We start from the raw sequence: 18,185 nt of genomic DNA, 5'->3' as shown, positions 1-18,185 counted from the left end.
CGGGCCGCTAGGACGCGGGCGGGATGGAAGCGCCCGCACTCACGGCAGCTCCGGGACGCAGCCGGCGCCGGTTCGGCCGGTTCGAGCCGCCCCCGCGGTAGGCCGTCGTCGCCGTGGCCAGAATGAGCACAATCAGCACGGCGCAGCCAATGATCACCGACACCATGGCCAGGGCGCTGCCGCCCAGGATGCCGACCAGCGGGCTGACAATGCCGGCCAGGCCCACCTGCAGGGCGCCGATCATGGCTGCGGCGCTGCCGGCCATGTGCCCGTAGTCGCTGAGGGCAAGGATCGAAGAGTTCGAAGCGATGAAGCCGTTCATGGCGAGCACCAGCCACAACCCTGCGGTAAGGCCCGCAGCCCCGCCGAATCCGGTCAGCACGATCACCGGCAGCAGTGCGGCCAGTCCCAGCAGCAGGATTACGGCCGCCCGCAGGATGCCCATGGGGGAGTAGCGGGTGACCAGCCAGGCATTAAGCTGCGCGGAAATGACCATGCCCACCCCGTTGATGGCGAACACCAGCGCGTACTGGCCCGGGCTCAGTCCGTAGCCCTCCTGGAAGACAAACGGTGAGCCCACCACGTAGCTCATGATGACGGCCATGCCCAGGCCGGGGATTGCGGCCAGGGCCAGGAACTGCCGGTCGCGCAGCAGGACCCGGAAACCGCTGAACGTACTGGCGCCGCCCTTGGTCCGGCGGCGTGCCGGCGGCAGCGTCTCGGGCATCCAGCGCAGCACAATGACACCGAGCACGACGCCGATCAGGGCCAGAGCGAGGAACACTGCCCGCCAGTTGAACAGCCCGGAAACAGCACCTCCGATGGAGGGCGCCAGCAGCGGGGCCAGGCCGATGATCAGCATCAGCCGGGACAGCATGGCCGCCGCGGTGGAACCGGTGAACCGGTCACGCACCACGGCAAGGGACACCACGCCTGCGGCGGCGTTAAAGAAGCCCTGCAGGAGGCGGAGCACAATCAGGGCGCCGATGTTCGGGGCCACAAAGCACAGCAGTGAAACCACCACGTGCATGCTGATGCCGATGATCAGCGGCAGCCGCCGTCCGAAGCGGTCCGAGAAGGGGCCGATAACGAGCTGGCCCACCGCTGCGCCCAGCAGTGTGCCGGAGAGGGTGAACTGGGCCGCCGCTGCGCTGGTGTGCAGGTCTTCGGCAACCTGCGGCAGCGCCGGCAGGTACATGTCCGTGGTCACTGCGGGCAGGGCGGCCAAGGCACCGAGCATCAGGATGTATTTGATGCTGGTGCGGGTACTGACGCGGGAACTGTTTCCGGAAACAGCGGGTGCCGGGCTTCCGGTTTTGGGCGGGGTATCGCTCATAGACACTCCTGGTGCGGTTGCGGTGGAACGAAAAAACTACGGGTGCCGGGTGCCCTCGCCTGCCAGGACCGCGCGGTAGCCGTCCCGAAAGGACGGGTAGGCGAAGTCGAATCCGGTGCTGCTCAGCAGCTCGCTGCTCAGCCTGCGGTTTCCTCCGCGGCTGCTGGAAGCCGGTGCCGCGGCGGGCAGCGCGTGGCCCAGCTCGTCGGCGAGGAAGTGCAGCACGTCGGACATTTCGACGGGCTCCTTATCCACTCCAACATAAATGGGCGCCGGATGTGAAACCCGGGTGGTGAGATGCACTATGGCCGCTGCCGCATCGTCCCGGTGGATGCGGTTGGTCAGCTGGCTGCCGGCGGGTACGACGGCGGTGCCGGCGGTGACGGCGTCGATCAGCCGCGTGCGTCCCGGCCCGTAGATCCCGGCGAGGCGCAGCACCACGGCATCCGGACGCCGGTCATGCAGCAGCTGCTCGGCCTCGAGGATCACGGCTCCGGTGGCCGAGCCGGGTGCGGGCGGGGTGTCCTCGTCCACTTGGCCGCCGTCGGCGTCGCCGTACACCGCGGTGGAGGATACAAACAGGATGCGGGCCGGGCGGACGCCGTCGCGCTCCAGTGCGTCCATTACATTTGCAGTCCCGTCCACATAGGCGGCGCGGTAGGCGGCTTCGGTGCGTTCCCCGGCTGCAACGGCAATCACGACGACGTCGGTGCCGGCGGGGATGCGCGGCAGTTCGCCCGTGAGGTCAGCAGCCTGGCCGGTGATGGCCGCCGGCAGCTTGCCGGGGGAACGGCGCCAGCCAAGCACGGAGAAGCCGGCCGCGGCGAACCGCAGGCCGGCTTCCGTGCCCAGATCGCCGCAGCCGGCGATCAGGACTCTCATATGGTTACTCGGCCAGGGCGGAGATGACGGCCTTGGCCACATCTTCGCTGGACTGGGGGTTCTGACCGGAGATGAGGTTGCGGTCGCGGACCACGTAGCTGGTCCAGGCCGGGCCGGTCTCCACTACGGCGCCCTTGTTGCGCAGCACGTCCTCCACGAACCAGGGGGTGTTCTCGCCGGTTCCGCCGTTCAGCTCTTCCTCGTCGGTGAAGACGGTGAGCTTGCGGCCGGAGAAAATGAAGCCGTCCTCGGTTTCGGCGGCCAGCAGGCCTGCCGGGCCGTGGCAGAACGGGGCAATGATCTTGCCGGCCGCGTCAGCTTCCCGAAGGATCCGGCCCATGTCCTTATCGAACGCGAGGTCTGCCATGGGGCCGTGACCGCCGGGCATCACCACGGCGTCGTATTCCGACACATCGGCGTCGGCGAGCACCAGCGGGGAGGACAGCTCCGCGTCGATGAAGGCGATGTACTGGGTGAACGCGGCAGCCTTTTCGGCGCTGCCTGCGGACTCGGGGGCCAGGGACACCTGGTCAACGGTGGGCTTAACGCCGCCCGGGGTGGCGATGCGGACGGTGTGTCCGGCTTCGCGCAGCACCCGGTGGGACTCGGCGAGCTCTTCGGCCCAGTAACCGGTGGGGTGTTCGCTGCCGTCCTTCATGGTGAGGGAATCGGCGGCGGATACGACCATCAGGATGTTAGCCATGCGTTGTTTCTCCTTTGCTTGGCGGAAATGTTGCTTGTGGGGGGATGCCGGAGGCTTACTTGGCCGGCGCTGCGGCAGCGCCGGCGGCGTCGAGTTCGGCGAACGTCGCGTCATCGAGTGAGATATTGGCGGCGCCCAGGTTGTCTTCGAGGTGTGCAATGGAGCCGGTGCCCGGGATCGGCATCATCACGGGGGAGCGGCGCAGCAGCCAGGCCAGGGCCACCTGGGAGGTGCTGGCGTTCAGGCGCTTGGCTGCCTCATCCACGGGACCGCCCTGCTTCGCCAGCTCGCCGGCGGAGATGGGTGCCCACGGGATGAAGCCGATGCCGTTGTCCTCGGAGTACTTCAGCACGTCCTCGGAGGAACGGTCGGTGAGGTTGTAGCGGTTCTGCACCGTGGACACGGTGAAGAACTTGGCGGCGGCTTCCAGGTCCTCAACGGAGACCTGGGACAGGCCGAGGGCCTTCACCTTGCCCTCCTGCTGGAGGTCGCGCAGCACGGCGAACTGCTCGTCGCGGTCCACCTTGGGGTCAATGCGGTGCAGCTGCAGCAGGTCCAGGGACTCGACCTTCAGTTTGCGCAGCGACAGTTCGGTCTGCTGGCGCAGGTACTCCGGGCGGCCCACCGGAACCCAGACGTCCGGGCCGGTGCGGACAAAGCCCACCTTGGTGGCAATCCGGACGCCGTCCGGGTAGGGGTAGAGTGCTTCGGCAATGATCTCTTCGCTGATGTTCGGACCGTAGGAGTCGGCCGTGTCGATGAAGTCGACGCCCAGCTCGACGGCGCGGCGCACCACGTCGACGGCGGTGCCGCGGCTCTCAGGTTCACCCCATACACCGGGTCCCACAATCCGCATGGCTCCGAAGCCCAGGCGGTGTACGGTGCCGAGGTTCTTGAGGTCGATGGTGGGGGACAGGGCGGGTGAATTTTCCGTCGTATCAGTCATGTAAGGCCCAACACGGCGCGCCCCCGGGTTTATTCCTCAGCAGCCTTATAAGGCACGCGGACACGTCCTGTCCGCAAGGAGGGTTCCGGTGCGGCACCGGCCGGTTTAGCTTTGCCCGATGGACTGGAAAATTGAGCTCGTGCCGGTACCCGTGTCCGACGTCGACGCCTCCAAGGCCTTCTACGTGGACCAGGTGGGTTTCACTCCCGACTTTGACGAACGGGTCGACGAAAGCCTGCGCTTTGTGCAGCTCACCCCGCCCGGTTCGGCCTGCTCAGTGGTGATTGGCCCTGGTACCACGGACATGGTCCCCGGTACCCAGCGGATCCAGGTGGTGGTGCCCAGTGCCGCCGACGCCCGCCAGCACCTGGTGGACCACGGCGTGGCAACCAGTGACATCACACCGCTGGACTGGGGCACGTTTGTGTACTTCAGCGATCCGGACGGCAATCAGTGGTCGCTGCAGGAACTGCCGGCCATTCCGCCCACCCTGCCGTCGGAGTCCTAGCTGGACCCGCTGGTACCGGACTACGCGGCCGGGAGGGCGGCAACAGTTCCTCGCTGCAGCTCAAGAGCAGTTCGTCCTATAGCTGGGCGGCTACCGCCTGCAGTACGTCGGTGACGTCGGACTTGCCCTGGCCGTAGTCGAGCAGTGTGGTGGGGACCTGCGGCGTGCTGGTGGCCAGGACCCGTGTGTTGCCGGCGTCCAGCGGTTCGAAGGTGAGCACAATGTTGGCCCCGAAGGACTTCCAGTTGGTTGCGGCGGACATTTCCGCGCGGTCGGCCCAGATTCCGGTGACGGTCATCCGCGGCAACTGGAAGGCGGCCCGTTCGACGGCGGGAGGCAGTGCGGCAGCTGGTGCGGCAACCACCATTTCACCGCGTGCCCGTGCCCGTTTGGAGGTCACGTTGAGACTGATCGTTTTTGAATTCCCCATATTCTTCATGCGAGAGAGAATAGCGCAAACATAAAAAGGGAGTTGTTCTAGTTGTAGTAGAATAACTTCATGCTGATGAAAGTGGACGCCTCCAGCGACCAGCCGCTCTTTGAGCAGCTGGCCGCCTCGATCCGTGCGGACGCTGCAGCCGGACGCCTGCAGCCGGGCGAACGGCTGCCCACCGCGCGGGACGTCGCGGAGTCGCTCGGCGTCAACGTGCACACCGTCCTGCACGCCTATCAGGAGCTGCGGGCGGAGGGCCTGATCGAGCTGCGCCGCGGGCGCGGCGCAGTGGTGACTGAAGCTGCCGCGCCGCTCGCCGCCCTGCACGCCGATGTCCTGGCCCTGGTGGCCAAAGCCCGGGATCTGGGCCTGTCGCCGGAAACCCTGTCCGCCTACGTAAAGGAAATTGCCCATGAACGCTAGTGCCTCTGCCCGACGCCGTTTCCTGCTGGTGGCCCTGGGAGTTCCCGCCGTCGTGGTGGTCATTGCCCTGGCCCTGCAGCTTGCAACCTTGCCGTCCCTGCCGGACCCCGTGGCTATCCACTGGGGCATGCAGGGGCCGGACGGTTTTGGCTCACCGTGGTCCACTGTGCTGTTCACCGTGCTGCTGGGAGCGGGTATTCCGGCCCTGATGGCAGGCACCAGCATGCCGGGCTATACGGACAACGGACCGAGCTACCGGTTCCTCGGCGCCGCGGTCCCTGCCATCACCACCATGCTCTGCACCCTGCTTACCTGGACCCAGCTGATGCAGGCCGGGCTCTCCGATGCCCGGCAGGCCCCGGGGGTGGGACTGCCGCTGCTGTACTCCGTGCTTGCCGGACTGGCCGTGGGAGCGGTCTGCTGGCTCGTGCAGCCCAAAGCACAGCAGCGGCCCGCCGCCAGCCCGTCCGAGCCACTGCCGCTGGCTGCCGGTGAACGCGCCGTGTGGTTCCGCGAGACCAGCCTGTCAAAGCCCGCCCTGCTGCTGATCCTGGGTGCGGTCACTGCGGCCGGCGCCGGGGCGGTCATCGGGTGGCTGTGGGCGGAGCCGGAGCTGGCCTGGACAATGACCGGCCTGACCGTAGTGCTCCTCGCCGCCGCGGCCACCGCCACAGCCTTCCGGGTGCGGGTGGACGGCAGCGGCCTCACAGCGGTCTCCGTGGCCGGTTTTCCCCGCTTCCATGTTCCGCTGGCGGAGATTCGGGATGCCGAGGCAGTTACCGTTTCCCCCGTTGCCGAGTTCGGCGGCTGGGGCCTGCGGTGGGTGCCCGGACGGTTTGGCGTGGTGCTGCGCAGTGGTCCGGCCCTGCAGGTGAACCGCGTCACCGGCCGCCAGTTTGTGGTCACGGTTGATGACGCCGGCACCGCCGCCGCGCTGCTGCAGGCCCTCACCGCCCGCACTTAACGCAGCAAGCAGGGCAGGGACTACCCGGTTTCGCGCACGACAAACAGGCGTGAAACCGGCGTCAGGCATACCAATGCGGGGGAGTATGTTTGAAGATGGGCAGAACGCGAAGGACCGGCTCGGCCGAAAGGCAACCAATGAAGATTGCACTCTTTGCCACCTGCATTGTGGACGCCATGTATCCGTCCACTGCCCGCGCCACGGTGTCCATCCTCGAGCGGCTCGGACACCAGGTGGTGTTCCCTGCAGGCCAGGGCTGCTGCGGGCAGATGCACCTGAACTCGGGGTACTTCCCCGAGGCGGTACCGGTCATCCGGAACCACGTGGAGGCGTTTGAGGCGGAGGACTACGACGTCGCCGTGGCACCTTCCGGTTCCTGCGTCGCCTCCGTGAAACACCAGCACGCCATGCTCGCCCGCGCTATCGGCGACAAGGACCTGGAAGCCCGCGCCACCGCCGTCGGCGCCCGCACCTATGAACTGTCCGCCCTGCTCACCGATGTCCTGGGCGTGACGGATGCGGCCGCGCAAATGGGGTCCTGGTATCCGCACCGGATCACCTACCACCCCAGCTGCCATGGAATGCGGCTGCTGCGGCTCGGTGACCGGCAGTCGAACCTGCTGCGCACCGTCGAAGGCCTGGAACTGGAACCCCTGCCGCAGGCGGACCAGTGCTGCGGCTTCGGCGGAACCTTTTCCCTCAAGAACGCCGATGTGTCCTCGGCCATGCTGGCGGACAAAGACGCGAATATCTCCGCCACCGGCGCGCAGCTGTGCACCGGCGGCGACGCATCCTGCCTGATGCACATCGGCGGCGGGCTATCCCGGGAGGGCAGCAGCATCGCCACCCTGCACTTCGCCGAGATCCTTGCCAGCACCCGCGAGGACCCGGCACCGGCACCGGACGCGCTCCGGAAGCCGGCCGGGAGCACCGCCGGCAGCATCGCGGAAAGGGCCCGGAGATGAGTTCCACCTATCTGGGCATGCCTGCCCTGCCGGCCTACGGGCAGGGCAACCTGCACGCCACGGAGGCGTTCCCGGCCGCGGCCCAACGGGAACTGGGCAACACCCAGCTGCGCGCCAACCTGGGCCACGCCACGCACACCATCCGGGACAAGCGGCTGCGTGTGGTGGCCGAACTGCCGGACTGGGAAGAACTGCGCAATGCCGGCGCCGCCACCAAGGCCTCGGTCATGGCGCGCCTGCCCGAACTGCTGGAGCAGTTCGAAGCGAACTTCACCGCGCGCGGCGGGACCATCCACTGGGCCCGGGACGCTGCCGAAGCCAACCGGATTGTGCGGGACCTGATCCGCGACGCCGGCGCCGACGAAGTGGTCAAGGTCAAGTCCATGGCCACCCAGGAAATCGGCCTGAACGAATACCTCGAAGAGCAGGGCATTGCAGCCTTCGAAACCGATCTGGCTGAACTGATTGTCCAGCTGGACCACGACAAGCCCAGCCACATCCTGGTGCCGGCCATCCACAAGAACCGCAGCCAGGTGCGTGATATTTTCCTGCGCGAGATGCCCGGCGTGGACCCGGACCTCACCGACAACCCGGCCCGGCTGGCAGAAGCCTCCCGTATGCACCTGCGCCGCAAGTTCCTCTCCGCCAAAGTGGCCATCTCCGGCGCGAACTTCGCCATAGCCGATTCGGGGACGCTCGGCGTCGTCGAATCCGAAGGCAACGGGCGGATGTGCCTGACGCTGCCCGAAACCCTGATCACCGTGATGGGGGTGGAAAAGCTGCTGCCGTCCTTCCAGGACCTGGAAGTGTTTATGCAGCTGCTGCCGCGATCCTCCACGGGGGAGCGGATGAACCCGTACACCTCGTTCTGGACCGGAGTCACCAAGGGGGACGGACCGCAGGACGTGCACCTGGTGCTGCTGGACAACGGCCGCAGCGCCGCGCTCGCCGATGAGATGGGGCGGTCTGCCCTGCACTGCATCCGCTGCAGCGCCTGCATGAACGTCTGCCCGGTTTACGAACGGACCGGCGGACACGCCTACGGGTCCACCTACCCGGGGCCCATCGGCGCCATCCTGTCTCCGCTGCTGACCGGCATCACCTCGGAGGAAAACGCTTCGCTTCCGTACGCGTCGTCCCTGTGCGGTGCCTGCTACGACGCGTGCCCGGTGAAGATCAACATTCCGGAGATCCTGGTCCACCTGCGGTCCGTGGACGTGGAGAGCCGCCGCGGGAAAGCGGCCGGGAAGAAGAAACTGCCCGGGCAGATGGACGTGGCCATGAAGGCCGCCTCCTGGGCCATGGGGTCCGGGCGCCGGATGGCACTGGTGGAAAAGGCGCTGCCGCTGGGACAACTGGCGGCGGGGCCGGACAAGAAGATCAAGAAACTTCCCGGCATTGCCGCCGGGTGGACACAGAGCAGGGACCTCCCGGCGCCGCCTGCCCGGTCCTTCCGGGACTGGTGGGCTAAGGAACGCGGGAACACATCGTCGAAAGAGAAGGCATGAGCGCCCGTACGGAGATTCTGGACCGGCTGCGGTCGGCCCTTCATGATGCGCCGGCAGCTGGGGACATCCCGCGGAACTACCGGCACGAGTCCGGTAAGGCTGAGGACGAACTCATTGAACTGCTCAGCGACCGGCTGGTTGACTACAAGGCGGGAGTCAGCGTGGTGGACGAGGCCGGGGTGCCCGTCCGTGTGGCGGAGCTGCTGGGGGGAGCTCCCTCCTACGTGGTTCCGGACGGGCTGGATGAACGCTGGACGGCGTTGGCGCCCGGGCGAATGGTGGACTCCGCGGAGGACCCGCTTTCCGTGGCGCAACTGGATGCTGCCGGTGCCGTGGTGACCGGTAGCGCCGCCGCCGTGGCGGAGACCGGCACCATCATCCTGGACGGCAGTCCGGACCAGGGCCGCCGTGCTATTTCCCTGATCCCGGACCACCACATCTGCCTGGTCCGGGCCCGGGACATCACCGGAGTGCTGCCCGAGGCATTGCGCCGGCTGGACGCCACCCACCCCCTGACCTGGATCAGCGGGCCCAGCGCCACGAGCGACATTGAGCTGGAACGGGTGGAAGGCGTACACGGGCCGCGGACCCTGGACGTGGTGATTATCCGCTGAGCGCCGCGGCAGCAGCCTAGGCGCTGATTTTCTCCCTCGCCGGCTGCCGGTATAGCCGGCTGGGGGACTGCGCCTGCGCCGTCGGCCGGGTGACGGTGTCCAGGAACCGGACCGTTTCCTGCAGCGTCTGGCGGGCCTCCGGCCGGTCCAGCCGGAACTGGTATTCGTGGCCCAGCGCCGGGCGGTAGTCCCTGGGCCAGAAGCGGCGGGTCACTGGGACCCCAAGTTCTTCCAGCCGGTCGGCCAGCGGCAGGGACTGGTTCTCGGTCAGCGGATCACTGTTGCCGGCGGCTATGTAGGCGGGCGGGAACTTCCCGTTGGCGTGCTCGAAGATGGACATGTGCCCTGCTGCCTCGGTGGCAGCCCAGTCCTTTGACCCGGTATAGGACCAGAGGGCCTTCTTCAGGCCCCACCCGAAAGTGCCGGTGAGCCGGGCCACGGATTTGAAGTCGTACAGGCCGCAGTTCAGCACGATCCCACGCAGGTGTTCCGGGGCGGCGGCGGGGACTATGCCAGTGAGTCGCGCGTAGTCCGGACTGGTGATGCCCAGGGCCAGCTGGGCTGCGAGCTGGGCTCCGGCTGAGTCGCCTGCCAGGACAATCCGGTCCGGGTCCAGGCCGTACTTCTGCGCATGTTCGCGCAAATAGCCGAGGGCGGAGTTCAGTTCCCGCACGGCTGTGGGATAACAGGCCTTGGGGGAAATGGTGTAGCCAAGCCCGACGACGGCGTACCCGTAGCCTGCCAGAACCCGCAGGTAGGGCTCCACGTCTTTCTTGGAACCGGAGATCCAGGCACCTCCGTGGACCCAGACCACTACGGGCAGCGGCGCGCTCGCCGACGCGGGCAGGAAAAGGTCCAGGGAGGGGTTCACGGCGGAGCCGAGGTACCGCAGTCCCATGTGGCTGGTGACGCTGCCCCGCGGAAGGTGCAGGACCGGCCGTGAGGGCTGCATTTTGCCGGCGCCGGAGAAGACTCCGCGGATCAGCATGGCAGAGGTTCGGGGATCCCAGTGCAGGGCAGCGGCGGCAGCTGTTCCAGCAGCGGCGGCCGCCCCGGCCAACACCACCGCTGCCTTCAGCGACAGGAACTTCACGCTTTTTAAGTTAGGACCTGCCGAAGTACCGTTTTTTCGAAGTTCGCCGCCAGCGATGGCTTCCAGCCGGGCAACGTGCCGGATCTCATACGAAGGTGTAGCCCCGGCCACGGGAAGGGGGAAGGCGGGCAGGGCTCAGCAGTGAAGAGCTCGCAGCAGTGAAGAGCCTAGGGCAGCATCCACTCCAGGACCGGCGTGGACTGGAGATAGACCAGGATGCACATGGCCAGGAGCAACAGTGCGCTCCACCCCACCACCTTGCGCAGCAGTACGGATTCCTGGCCGCTCATGTTCACCGCGGCGGCACCGATGGCAAGGTTCTGCGGACTGATCAGTTTGCCCATCACGCCGCCGCCAGTATTGGCGGCGACCAGCAGCTGGGGATTCAGGCCCGCTTCGATGCCTGCCGTCTGCTGCAGCTTGGCGAACAGGGCGTTGGCGGACGTGTCGGACCCGGTCACTGCCGTGCCGATCCAGCCCAGCACGGGGGACAGGAAGGCAAAGAAGGAACCGGTGGCCGCCAGCCAGGTGCCGATTGAGACGGTTTGGCCGGAAAAGTTCATCACGTAGGCCAGGGCCAGGACCGCCAGGATGGTCAGCGCGGCCGAACGCATCCGCACCGCTGTTGTGCCGATTTCCCGCAGGGCCGCCCCGATGGACAGCGGATACCGCCCGTCCTCGTTGAACCGCGAATAAACCAGGGTGACAATCAGCCCGGTGATCAGCAGGAGCGTGCCGGGGCTGATCAGCCACTCGAAGGAGTAGATGGTGGAGGACTGGCGCTGCCCGCTGCTGTCCAGCAGGGCGTCATGCAGCACCGGCCAGGGGATCTTGATGATGGTCTTCGCCAGGGCCTCGGGCACGTTGATGCCCCAGGTCCACAGGTTCACGAAGCCGAACACCACAATCACGGCAACGTATGGAAACAACGCCATCCAGGCGCGGGACGGGGTCAACCGGTCCGCTGCGGTGTCATGGGCCGAGGTCTGCACAGCGGCCGCCGCGCCGGACCCGGCCGCAGTCCAGCCGCTGGCCCGCGCCTCCTGAAGTTCCGCGTTCATCCGCCGGCCCGCCTCGGCACCGTTGCGGGGATGCCAAAAGCGCAGGAACCCCACCGCTGCGAGCATCGCCACCAGAGAAGACACAATGTCGGTGAGCTCGTAGGAGAAGTAGTTGGAGCACAGGAACTGGAAAATCGAGAACACGACGCCGGTAAACAGTGCCACCGGCCAGCAGTCCCGCAGGCCCCGCCGCCCGTCCAGGATAAAGAGCAGGATCAGCGGCACAAACAGGGCAAGGACAGGTGTCTGCCGTCCCACAATGGAGCCCAAATCTTCGCCGGTGTAGCCGGTCAGGTTCGCCGCCGTGGTGATGGGAATGGCCAGGGCGCCGAAAGCCACCGGCGCGGTGTTGGCCACCAGCACCGCCGACGCCGCCCGGATGGGGGCAATCCCCAGCGCCAGCAGCATGGTCACCGTGATGGCCACCGGAGCGCCGAAACCGGCCAGGGCCTCCAGCAAACCGCCGAAGCAGAACGCCACCAGGATGGCCTGGACCCGCAGGTCCCCGCCGCCTATCGCATCGAATACCCGCCGCAGGTCCTCGAAGCGGCCGCTGAGCACGGTCACCTGGTACAGCCACACGGCCATCACGATGATCCAGACCACCGGGAACAGGCCGAAGGCGGCGCCCTGCGTGGCCGAGAGCAGCGCCAGTCCCAGCGGCATGCCGAACCCGAACACTCCGACGGCGAGGGCCACCAGCAGCGCCCAGGCCCCGGCCACGTAGGCCCGGGTTTTGGCAAAGGCCAGGAGCAGGAAAAACGTCAGCAGGGGCAGCAAGGCCACAAGGGCTGAGAGGGCTACGCTGTTGGCTACCGGATCCGTGCTGGGAGTGAAGCTCTCCATGGACACCTCGCGTCAGTCCGCTGGGTGGAGAAAGCATGCAAGCGTCCATTAAGCGTACGGCGGTGCCTCCGGCAGGTAACCCCCGGGAAGGGTGCAGTAGTGCTCCCAGGCCGGAATGCGCCCACGCGTCCGGTGTCAGCCCGCAGGCAGTTCCTCGCCCGCGCCGCTGCGCTCGCGGTGGTGCCGAACGTAGCCGGCGGCTGCCACGCTGATGGAAATCAGCGCCGAGATGACCAGCCCCAGCCAGACGCCCACGTTCAGGGCCGCCGCTCCCGCCACGGCGCCCAGCATGATCAGCGCGATGGCCAGCATGCGACGGACCCAGTACTGGCTGTTGCCCCCGGCCAGCCGGGAATCGGAGGCGAGGCCCGTGATGGTGGACGTGACCACCACCGTGGTGATCTCGGCGACCTTCAGGCGCTTGGCCGTGGCGGCCTGGACGCCCATGGCGGCGGCGAGGGCCGACGTCGTAATGCTGCCCAGGACCCGGTCGCCCTGGACGTCGAATACCAGGGTAAAGACGGCGAGGACGGTAATGAAGCCGGCCACCACTACGAGCGAGACGGACGTACGGCGGGACCAGCCCTCCGGGCCCCCGCGCAGCATGCGCCCGGCCAGGGCGGCCCCGAGCATAAAGAACACCAGCGCCAGGGCCGGGCGCAGGATGGGCAGGTCCGCGCCCCCGGCGAAGGCCATGCCCAGCAGCACCACGTTGCCGGTCATGTTGCCGGTGAAAACCCGGTCCAGCCCCAGGTAGCCGACGGCGTCCACCACCCCGGTGGAGAACGTCAGGGCCAGCATCAGCCATAGGTGCACGCGTTCGGTGGGCACGTCGTTCAGGCGCTTCACTGGCGGGCTGTCTCCTTAGGCAGGGACCGGCACATAGACAGAACCGGGGGCTGAAACTCCGATTGTATTCAAAAGCCGGCGGTGCAAGGATGCCACTACCCATCCCCGGCTGAAAGTGACATCCGTGAGCTATACGGCGCCTGCATCCTTTACCACCCGTCCAACGCTGCGGGGCCGTTTTGGCATGAGCGCCTCCACGCACTGGCTGGCCACCGGTTCGGCGCAGGCCGTCCTGGAGCGCGGCGGCAACGCCTTTGACGCCGCGGTGGCGGCGGGGTTTGTGCTGCATGTTGTGGAGCCCCACCTCAATGGCCCCGGCGGTGACCTGACCGGTATTTTCGCGACTGCCGGGAATCCGGGCGAGCCGGTGGTGCTGATGGGGCAGGGGCCGGCCCCTGCGGCAGCCACCAGGGAGCACTACCTTGCCGAAGGCCTGGAACTGGTCCCGGGGGCAGGCGGGCTGGCCGCTGCGGTTCCGGCCGCCGTCGACGCCTGGCTGCTGCTGCTGCGTGACCACGGCACCTGGGAGCTGGCCGACGTCCTGGCATTCGCGGTGGATTACGCCCGCAACGGGCATCCTGTCCTGGGCCGGGTTGGGGCCACCATTGAGGCGGTGGCGGAGCTGTTCACCGACCATTGGCCTACCTCCGCCGCACAGTGGATGCCGGAAGGCCGGCCACCCCGGGAGGGGGAAACCATCCGCAACGAAACCTACGCAGCGGTGCTGGACCGGCTCGTGGCGGCCGGGTCCGGTAACGCCACCCGTGCGGGCAGGATTGACGCTGCCCGGAGGGAATGGCGCGAAGGCTTCGTGGCCCGCGCCGCCGCGGACTTCCTCTCAACACCGCACCGGCATTCCTCCGGAATCGACCACGCCGCGGTCATTACACCCGGGGACTTCGCCGCGTTCAGCGCCGGCTACGAACCTGCCGTCACCTTCGAATTCCGCGGCTGCACCATCGCCAAGACCGGCGCCTGGGGCCAGGGCCCGGCATTGCTGCAAACCCTGGCTATCCTGGCCGGCTTTGAGGATGAACGGCTGGACCCCTCAACCGAGCTGGGCGCCCACACCATCTTGGAAGCGCAGAAGCTGGCCATTGCGGACCGGGAAGCGTACTACGGGGATGTAGACGTTCCTTTGGATTTCCTCCTAAGCGAGGACTACGCAGCCGCGCGCCGGATCCTGATCACTGACACGGCTTCCGGCGAGTTCCGGCCGGGCACGGTGCCCGGGCACAGCCCCTTTGTCCCCCCGCTGCGTACTGAGTACCGTCCGCCGGCCGACGGCGGCCGGGAGTTCGCCGGCGTCGGCGAACCAACGGTGGCGCCCACCGGCGAGACGTGCGGGGATACCTGCCACATCGACGTCGCCGACCAGTGGGGGAACATGGTGTCCGTGACCCCGTCCGGCGGCTGGCTGCAGTCCTCACCCACCATCCCGGAGCTGGGGTTCTGCCTGGGCTCGCGGCTGCAGATGACGTGGCTGGAAGAAGGGGCGCCGTCCACCCTGACACCGGGCAAACGGCCGCGCACCACTCTGACCCCTACCCTGGTGCTACGGGACGGGCAGCCGGTGGCCGCCCTGGGATCCCCGGGCGGGGACCAGCAGGACCAGTGGCAGCTGCTGTACCTGCTGCGGACCATAGTGGGCGGTTACACGCCGCAGCAGGCCATTGACGCACCGGCCCTGCACACCACGTCCATTCCCGGTTCGTTCTGGCCGAGGACCTGGACTCCCGGCGGAGCGGTGGTGGAGGACCGCCTGGGCGAGGACGTCATTGCCGGGCTCGAAGCCCGCGGCCATGTGGTCACCCGGGCGGGGGACTGGGCGCTGGGACGGCTGTCCGCGGTGACCCGCGCCCCCGGAACCGGCCTGCTGCAGGCTGCGGCCAATCCGCGCGGAATGCAGGGATATGCAGCCGGGCGCTGACCTTGCCGTGCACGCCGTTCCGTTCGGCGGTGCGCCCGCCTAATGTGGGGGCATTCCTTCCTATTGTGAGCGAGGCGTGAGAATGGCAAACATCACCACCCGACCCGTCACAAAACTCGGCATTGTGGGTGCCGGAAGCGTGGGCACCTCCCTGGCCTACGCGGCGATCATCCGGGACACCGCTCGCGAGATCGCCATTTACGACATTGACGCAGCCAAGGCCGAAGCCGAAGCCCTGGACCTCGCCCACGGTACGCAGTTCACCGGAGCCAGTACCGTCACCGGCGGCGGCAACATCGAGGCCCTGGCCGGTGCCGACGTCATCGTTATTACTGCCGGAGCACGCCAGCAACCGGGCCAGAGCAGGCTGGACCTTGCCGGCACCAACGTCCGGATCCTGGAGAAACTGATCCCGCAGCTGATGGCCCAGGCCCCGGCCGCCGTCTACATCCAGGTGACCAACCCGGCCGACGTGCTGGCCGTCGCAGCACAGAAGATCGGCGGGCTGCCGCGCAACCGGATCTTCTCTTCCGGCACCGTGCTGGACACCTCGCGGCTGCGCCTGCTGCTGGCACGTGAGGCGCACGTGCTGATGACCAGCGTGCACGCCACCATCATCGGCGAGCACGGCGACTCGGAATTCCCGGTCTGGTCCAACGCGACCATCGGCCCGGTCCCCATCCGGGAATGGAAAGTCAGCGGACGGCAGGTCTTCACGGAGGAATTCCTGGCAGCCGCGACCAACGAGGTCGTCAACGCCGCCTACAAAGTGATCGAGGGCAAGGGCGCCACCAACTACGCCATCGGCCTGGCCGGCGTGCGGATTGTGGAAGCTGTGCTGAACGCCGAGAACGCCGTGCTGCCGGTGGCGGCCATGCTGGACGGGGAGTACGGAATTAGCGGCGTAGCGCTGTCCCTGCCGTCCGTCGTGGGCCACAACGGCGTTTACAAAATGCTGGAAATGCCGCTTGACGGAGCCGAAACCAAGAAACTGATGGACTCGGCAGAAACCCTGCGCAACACGCTGGCCTCGCTGGGCATCTAGCCCTCCGGCGTCCAAGGATGTCGGAAATCACATTTGGATGAGTTCGCGCAGCCGCCAGGCGTTGCGCACGGCGTGCCCCTCGCCGTCGTTGTTGAAGTAGGCATAAACATCCTTGCCCATGGCATCCCATTCCCGGATCCGCTCGGCCCACCACCGCAGGTCTGCCTCGGAGTAGGAACCGGCGTACAGGTGTTCCGGGTCGGGTCCGTGCAGGCGCACGTAAACGAAATCTGCGGTGGCGCGCAGGGTGCAGGGCAGGTGGGCTCCGCTCATCACCGTGTAGGCCGCTCCATGCCGCTCGAGTAGCCCGAAGACGTCCTCGGTGTTCCAGCTCTCGTGCCGGAACTCCACCGCCACCCGGATGTCCTGCGGCAGGTGGGCCAGGACGTAGTCCAGCCGCTCGTCGTCGCGCTCCATGTCGGGGGACAGCTGGAACAGCAGCACACCGGCACGGTTCCCCAGCGCCTGGAAGCAGCGGTCAATGCGTCCCAGCCATTCATCCGGATCCCGCAGCTTGCGGGCGTGGGTGAGTCCGCGCGGGGCCTTCACGGAAAACACGTAGCCCTCCGGCAGCCGGTCCCGGTAGGCAGCAAAGGCTTCTTCGCGCGGCCAGCGGTAGAAGCTGCCGTTCAGTTCCACGGTGTCGAATTCCTCCGCGTACTTTTCCAGCCAGACGCGTGCCGGTACGCCCTTCGGATACAGCACGTTCCGCCAGTGGTTGTAGGCCCAGCCCGAAGTTCCGATATGGATGCTCACATCATCCAACCTAACGGCTGGCTCCGGACCCCGGCGGGATTGTGCCCGCCGGGCCGGGGTTCCACACTGGAGGAAGACCCACTCGCGCCGCTTACCGTCCCCGTGCCGCTAGGAGCGCCCCATGGATGACGAGCTTCCCGACGACGGGGTGGACTTCCTGCACATGGTGCGGGATCTGCCTTCCGCCCCCGCTGCCATCTACTCAGCCTGGCTGGACCTTTCCCGGATTACGTCCTGGTGGGGAGCCGAGGGTTTTGTGGTTCCACCGAACCGTATCTCGGCCCAGCAGCGGGTGGGCGGCGATTACCAGGCCTGCATGGTCAATGCCGTCACCGGGGACGAGCTCTGGTGGAGCGGCCAGTACCGGATCCTGGATCCGCCGCACAGTTTGGAGGTCACCCAGCAGTGGCGGCAGCCGGACGGGGTGCCGGCCGGTCCCCTGCGGGTGATCAATGTTCAGCTGCAACCCCTGGCAGCAGGTGAGGACCATGCGCTTACCCGCATGACGTTCCGCGAAGGTCCCTTCGAGCCAGGCTCGGAGTTGGTCGGACACGAGAGCGCATGGAGTGAAGCCTTCCACCGGCTGGCCGGTTACCTGGCCCGGCAACAGGAACCAGCGGAATAGGCATCAGCCGGTGGTGGCAGCACGGACAGCCTCCACGGCGCCCGCTGTCATCTCATCGGCCAGCGAGAGTACGTCGAACATGCCGGTCCGTTGTTCATCCCGGCTCAAGGCATGGACCTGGGTTCCGGTGCCGTCCGGTCCGGGAACGGCGAACACCAGAACAACTGGCCGGAACTTCAGGTGCACGACGGCGTCCTGATGCCGCCATGCATGCCCGGTGGCCGGGCGGTACGCACGGCCCAGTTCCACCAGCACGCTCTCACCTATTCGGGAAGCCGTAGCGCCGGAGGAGGGGAAGGCCCGGACCACGGCGTCCAGCACCTGTTCCGGATGTTTGGGCGACGGCCAGCTTTCCTCCTGCCCGTAGCGTTCCCGGGCGAGGGCAAGCATATGCTGTTGCGGCAGAGCCAGCGGCCGGCGCAGCCGATTGGCGAGCACTACGGTCGCGAAGGTCCACGTGCCCCACCAGATCACGGACTGCAGCACCCTGACCGGATGCCATGGGTCATCTTCCGGAAGAAGGCCCAGCAGCAGCCAGGTGGCCGCCGCACCGAGAAAGCCGAGGGCCTTCCGCCTGAACGGTGTGAAGAACAACACCAGGCGGGACAGCAACGGCAGGTCCCGCACCGGTTTGGCCGGCCCGGCAGGGGACAGGGGGTGCTTCTGAGACTGGGACATGGCGGGAGTGTGCCACGGTT

Annotated in this window: 19 protein-coding genes; 9 read left to right on the top strand and 10 right to left on the bottom strand. The window is 67.3% G+C overall.

What is annotated here, in order from left to right; genetic code table 11:
• Positions 1–7: 7 nt before the first annotated feature.
• Genes LOC57_RS11375 through LOC57_RS11360 form a run of 4 tightly spaced genes read right to left on the bottom strand, consistent with a single transcriptional unit; the run spans position 8 to position 3,867 of the window.
• Positions 8–1,336 carry a multidrug effflux MFS transporter gene (locus LOC57_RS11375; RefSeq protein WP_229959773.1) on the bottom strand — a complete coding sequence of 443 codons (1,329 nt, stop codon included), beginning with the start codon at positions 1,334–1,336 and terminating at the stop codon, positions 8–10.
• Positions 1,337–1,372: 36 nt separating this feature from the next.
• A complete protein-coding gene (locus LOC57_RS11370) occupies positions 1,373–2,218 on the bottom strand; it encodes an SDR family oxidoreductase (protein ID WP_229959771.1) in 846 nt (281 codons plus the stop codon).
• A gap of 4 nt (positions 2,219–2,222) precedes the next feature.
• Positions 2,223–2,921: a type 1 glutamine amidotransferase domain-containing protein gene (locus LOC57_RS11365; RefSeq protein WP_229959769.1), complete on the bottom strand. Its 699-nt coding sequence runs from the start codon at positions 2,919–2,921 to the stop codon at positions 2,223–2,225.
• A gap of 55 nt (positions 2,922–2,976) precedes the next feature.
• The gene (locus tag LOC57_RS11360; RefSeq protein WP_229959767.1) at positions 2,977–3,867 is read right to left on the bottom strand and encodes an aldo/keto reductase; all 891 of its coding nucleotides are present in this window, start codon (positions 3,865–3,867) and stop codon (positions 2,977–2,979) included.
• A 118-nt stretch (positions 3,868–3,985) separates the two neighbouring features.
• On the opposite strand from LOC57_RS11360, the gene LOC57_RS11355 reads away from it, so the two are divergent.
• Positions 3,986–4,375 carry a VOC family protein gene (locus LOC57_RS11355; protein WP_227914329.1) on the top strand — a complete coding sequence of 130 codons (390 nt, stop codon included), beginning with the start codon at positions 3,986–3,988 and terminating at the stop codon, positions 4,373–4,375.
• Positions 4,376–4,451: 76 nt separating this feature from the next.
• Here the strand turns inward: LOC57_RS11355 and LOC57_RS11350 are convergent, their stop codons facing one another.
• Positions 4,452–4,814: a hypothetical protein gene (locus LOC57_RS11350; RefSeq protein ID WP_229959765.1), complete on the bottom strand. Its 363-nt coding sequence runs from the start codon at positions 4,812–4,814 to the stop codon at positions 4,452–4,454.
• 60 nt (positions 4,815–4,874) lie between these two features.
• Here LOC57_RS11350 and LOC57_RS11345 point away from each other — a divergent pair, with 60 nt between their 5' ends.
• The 5 genes from LOC57_RS11345 to LOC57_RS11325 all read left to right on the top strand — a co-directional run bounded on the left by LOC57_RS11345 (position 4,875) and on the right by LOC57_RS11325 (position 9,282).
• A complete protein-coding gene (locus tag LOC57_RS11345) occupies positions 4,875–5,231 on the top strand; it encodes a GntR family transcriptional regulator (protein WP_229959763.1) in 357 nt (118 codons plus the stop codon).
• Positions 5,221–6,195: a DUF1648 domain-containing protein gene (locus LOC57_RS11340; RefSeq protein WP_229959761.1), complete on the top strand. Its 975-nt coding sequence runs from the start codon at positions 5,221–5,223 to the stop codon at positions 6,193–6,195. The genes LOC57_RS11345 and LOC57_RS11340 overlap by 11 nt, the downstream gene beginning before the upstream one ends.
• Positions 6,196–6,332: 137 nt before the next feature.
• Positions 6,333–7,160 carry a (Fe-S)-binding protein gene (locus LOC57_RS11335; RefSeq protein ID WP_227914321.1) on the top strand — a complete coding sequence of 276 codons (828 nt, stop codon included), beginning with the start codon at positions 6,333–6,335 and terminating at the stop codon, positions 7,158–7,160.
• Positions 7,157–8,668: a LutB/LldF family L-lactate oxidation iron-sulfur protein gene (locus tag LOC57_RS11330; protein ID WP_229959759.1), complete on the top strand. Its 1,512-nt coding sequence runs from the start codon at positions 7,157–7,159 to the stop codon at positions 8,666–8,668. The genes LOC57_RS11335 and LOC57_RS11330 overlap by 4 nt, the downstream gene beginning before the upstream one ends.
• Positions 8,665–9,282 carry a LutC/YkgG family protein gene (locus tag LOC57_RS11325; RefSeq protein ID WP_229959758.1) on the top strand — a complete coding sequence of 206 codons (618 nt, stop codon included), beginning with the start codon at positions 8,665–8,667 and terminating at the stop codon, positions 9,280–9,282. Before LOC57_RS11330 ends, LOC57_RS11325 begins: the two co-directional genes overlap by 4 nt.
• A gap of 16 nt (positions 9,283–9,298) precedes the next feature.
• On the opposite strand, the gene LOC57_RS11320 is transcribed toward LOC57_RS11325, so the two are convergent.
• The 3 genes from LOC57_RS11320 to LOC57_RS11310 all read right to left on the bottom strand — a co-directional run bounded on the left by LOC57_RS11320 (position 9,299) and on the right by LOC57_RS11310 (position 13,131).
• The gene (locus tag LOC57_RS11320; protein WP_229959756.1) at positions 9,299–10,375 is read right to left on the bottom strand and encodes an alpha/beta hydrolase; all 1,077 of its coding nucleotides are present in this window, start codon (positions 10,373–10,375) and stop codon (positions 9,299–9,301) included.
• Between the two features lie 167 nt (positions 10,376–10,542).
• A complete protein-coding gene (locus LOC57_RS11315) occupies positions 10,543–12,282 on the bottom strand; it encodes an L-lactate permease (RefSeq protein ID WP_229959754.1) in 1,740 nt (579 codons plus the stop codon).
• Positions 12,283–12,417: 135 nt separating this feature from the next.
• Entirely contained in the window at positions 12,418–13,131 is a 714-nt protein-coding gene (locus LOC57_RS11310; RefSeq protein WP_227926879.1) for a YoaK family protein, read from the bottom strand.
• A 184-nt stretch (positions 13,132–13,315) separates the two neighbouring features.
• Here LOC57_RS11310 and LOC57_RS11305 point away from each other — a divergent pair, with 184 nt between their 5' ends.
• On the top strand, positions 13,316–15,061 hold the full coding sequence (locus tag LOC57_RS11305; protein ID WP_231700762.1) for a gamma-glutamyltransferase: 1,746 nt from the start codon (positions 13,316–13,318) through the stop codon (positions 15,059–15,061).
• Positions 15,062–15,143: 82 nt separating this feature from the next.
• Positions 15,144–16,106, top strand: a complete 963-nt coding sequence (locus LOC57_RS11300; protein WP_229959750.1) for an L-lactate dehydrogenase — start codon at positions 15,144–15,146, stop codon at positions 16,104–16,106.
• Positions 16,107–16,133: 27 nt separating this feature from the next.
• On the opposite strand, the gene LOC57_RS11295 is transcribed toward LOC57_RS11300, so the two are convergent.
• A complete protein-coding gene (locus LOC57_RS11295; protein ID WP_227926881.1) occupies positions 16,134–16,862 on the bottom strand; it encodes a DUF72 domain-containing protein in 729 nt (242 codons plus the stop codon).
• A 121-nt stretch (positions 16,863–16,983) separates the two neighbouring features.
• Here LOC57_RS11295 and LOC57_RS11290 point away from each other — a divergent pair, with 121 nt between their 5' ends.
• Entirely contained in the window at positions 16,984–17,487 is a 504-nt protein-coding gene (locus tag LOC57_RS11290) for an SRPBCC family protein (protein WP_227926882.1), read from the top strand.
• Positions 17,488–17,490: 3 nt separating this feature from the next.
• On the opposite strand, the gene LOC57_RS11285 is transcribed toward LOC57_RS11290, so the two are convergent.
• Positions 17,491–18,165, bottom strand: a complete 675-nt coding sequence (locus tag LOC57_RS11285) for a hypothetical protein (RefSeq protein WP_229959748.1) — start codon at positions 18,163–18,165, stop codon at positions 17,491–17,493.
• Positions 18,166–18,185 lie beyond the last annotated feature (20 nt).

The organism is Arthrobacter sp. zg-Y750 (assembly GCF_020907365.1).
Classification (GTDB): Bacteria; Actinomycetota; Actinomycetes; order Actinomycetales; family Micrococcaceae; genus Arthrobacter_B.
The sequence above is the reverse complement of the archived record's forward strand: the minus strand, read 5'-3'. Positions and strand labels throughout refer to the sequence as shown.

Bases quoted from the DNA above. Each gene is read 5' to 3' on its own strand.
- LOC57_RS11375 (WP_229959773.1), bottom strand. From the start codon at position 1,336: ATGAGCGATACCCCGCCCAAAACCGGAAGCCCGGCACCCGCTGTTTCC.
- LOC57_RS11370 (WP_229959771.1), bottom strand. From the start codon at position 2,218: ATGAGAGTCCTGATCGCCGGCTGCGGCGATCTGGGCACGGAAGCCGGC.
- LOC57_RS11365 (WP_229959769.1), bottom strand. From the start codon at position 2,921: ATGGCTAACATCCTGATGGTCGTATCCGCCGCCGATTCCCTCACCATG.
- LOC57_RS11360 (WP_229959767.1), bottom strand. From the start codon at position 3,867: ATGACTGATACGACGGAAAATTCACCCGCCCTGTCCCCCACCATCGAC.
- LOC57_RS11355 (WP_227914329.1), top strand. From the start codon at position 3,986: ATGGACTGGAAAATTGAGCTCGTGCCGGTACCCGTGTCCGACGTCGAC.
- LOC57_RS11350 (WP_229959765.1), bottom strand. From the start codon at position 4,814: ATGAAGAATATGGGGAATTCAAAAACGATCAGTCTCAACGTGACCTCC.
- LOC57_RS11345 (WP_229959763.1), top strand. From the start codon at position 4,875: ATGCTGATGAAAGTGGACGCCTCCAGCGACCAGCCGCTCTTTGAGCAG.
- LOC57_RS11340 (WP_229959761.1), top strand. From the start codon at position 5,221: ATGAACGCTAGTGCCTCTGCCCGACGCCGTTTCCTGCTGGTGGCCCTG.
- LOC57_RS11335 (WP_227914321.1), top strand. From the start codon at position 6,333: ATGAAGATTGCACTCTTTGCCACCTGCATTGTGGACGCCATGTATCCG.
- LOC57_RS11330 (WP_229959759.1), top strand. From the start codon at position 7,157: ATGAGTTCCACCTATCTGGGCATGCCTGCCCTGCCGGCCTACGGGCAG.
- LOC57_RS11325 (WP_229959758.1), top strand. From the start codon at position 8,665: ATGAGCGCCCGTACGGAGATTCTGGACCGGCTGCGGTCGGCCCTTCAT.
- LOC57_RS11315 (WP_229959754.1), bottom strand. From the start codon at position 12,282: ATGGAGAGCTTCACTCCCAGCACGGATCCGGTAGCCAACAGCGTAGCC.
- LOC57_RS11305 (WP_231700762.1), top strand. From the start codon at position 13,316: ATGAGCGCCTCCACGCACTGGCTGGCCACCGGTTCGGCGCAGGCCGTC.
- LOC57_RS11300 (WP_229959750.1), top strand. From the start codon at position 15,144: ATGGCAAACATCACCACCCGACCCGTCACAAAACTCGGCATTGTGGGT.
- LOC57_RS11290 (WP_227926882.1), top strand. From the start codon at position 16,984: ATGGATGACGAGCTTCCCGACGACGGGGTGGACTTCCTGCACATGGTG.
- LOC57_RS11285 (WP_229959748.1), bottom strand. From the start codon at position 18,165: ATGTCCCAGTCTCAGAAGCACCCCCTGTCCCCTGCCGGGCCGGCCAAA.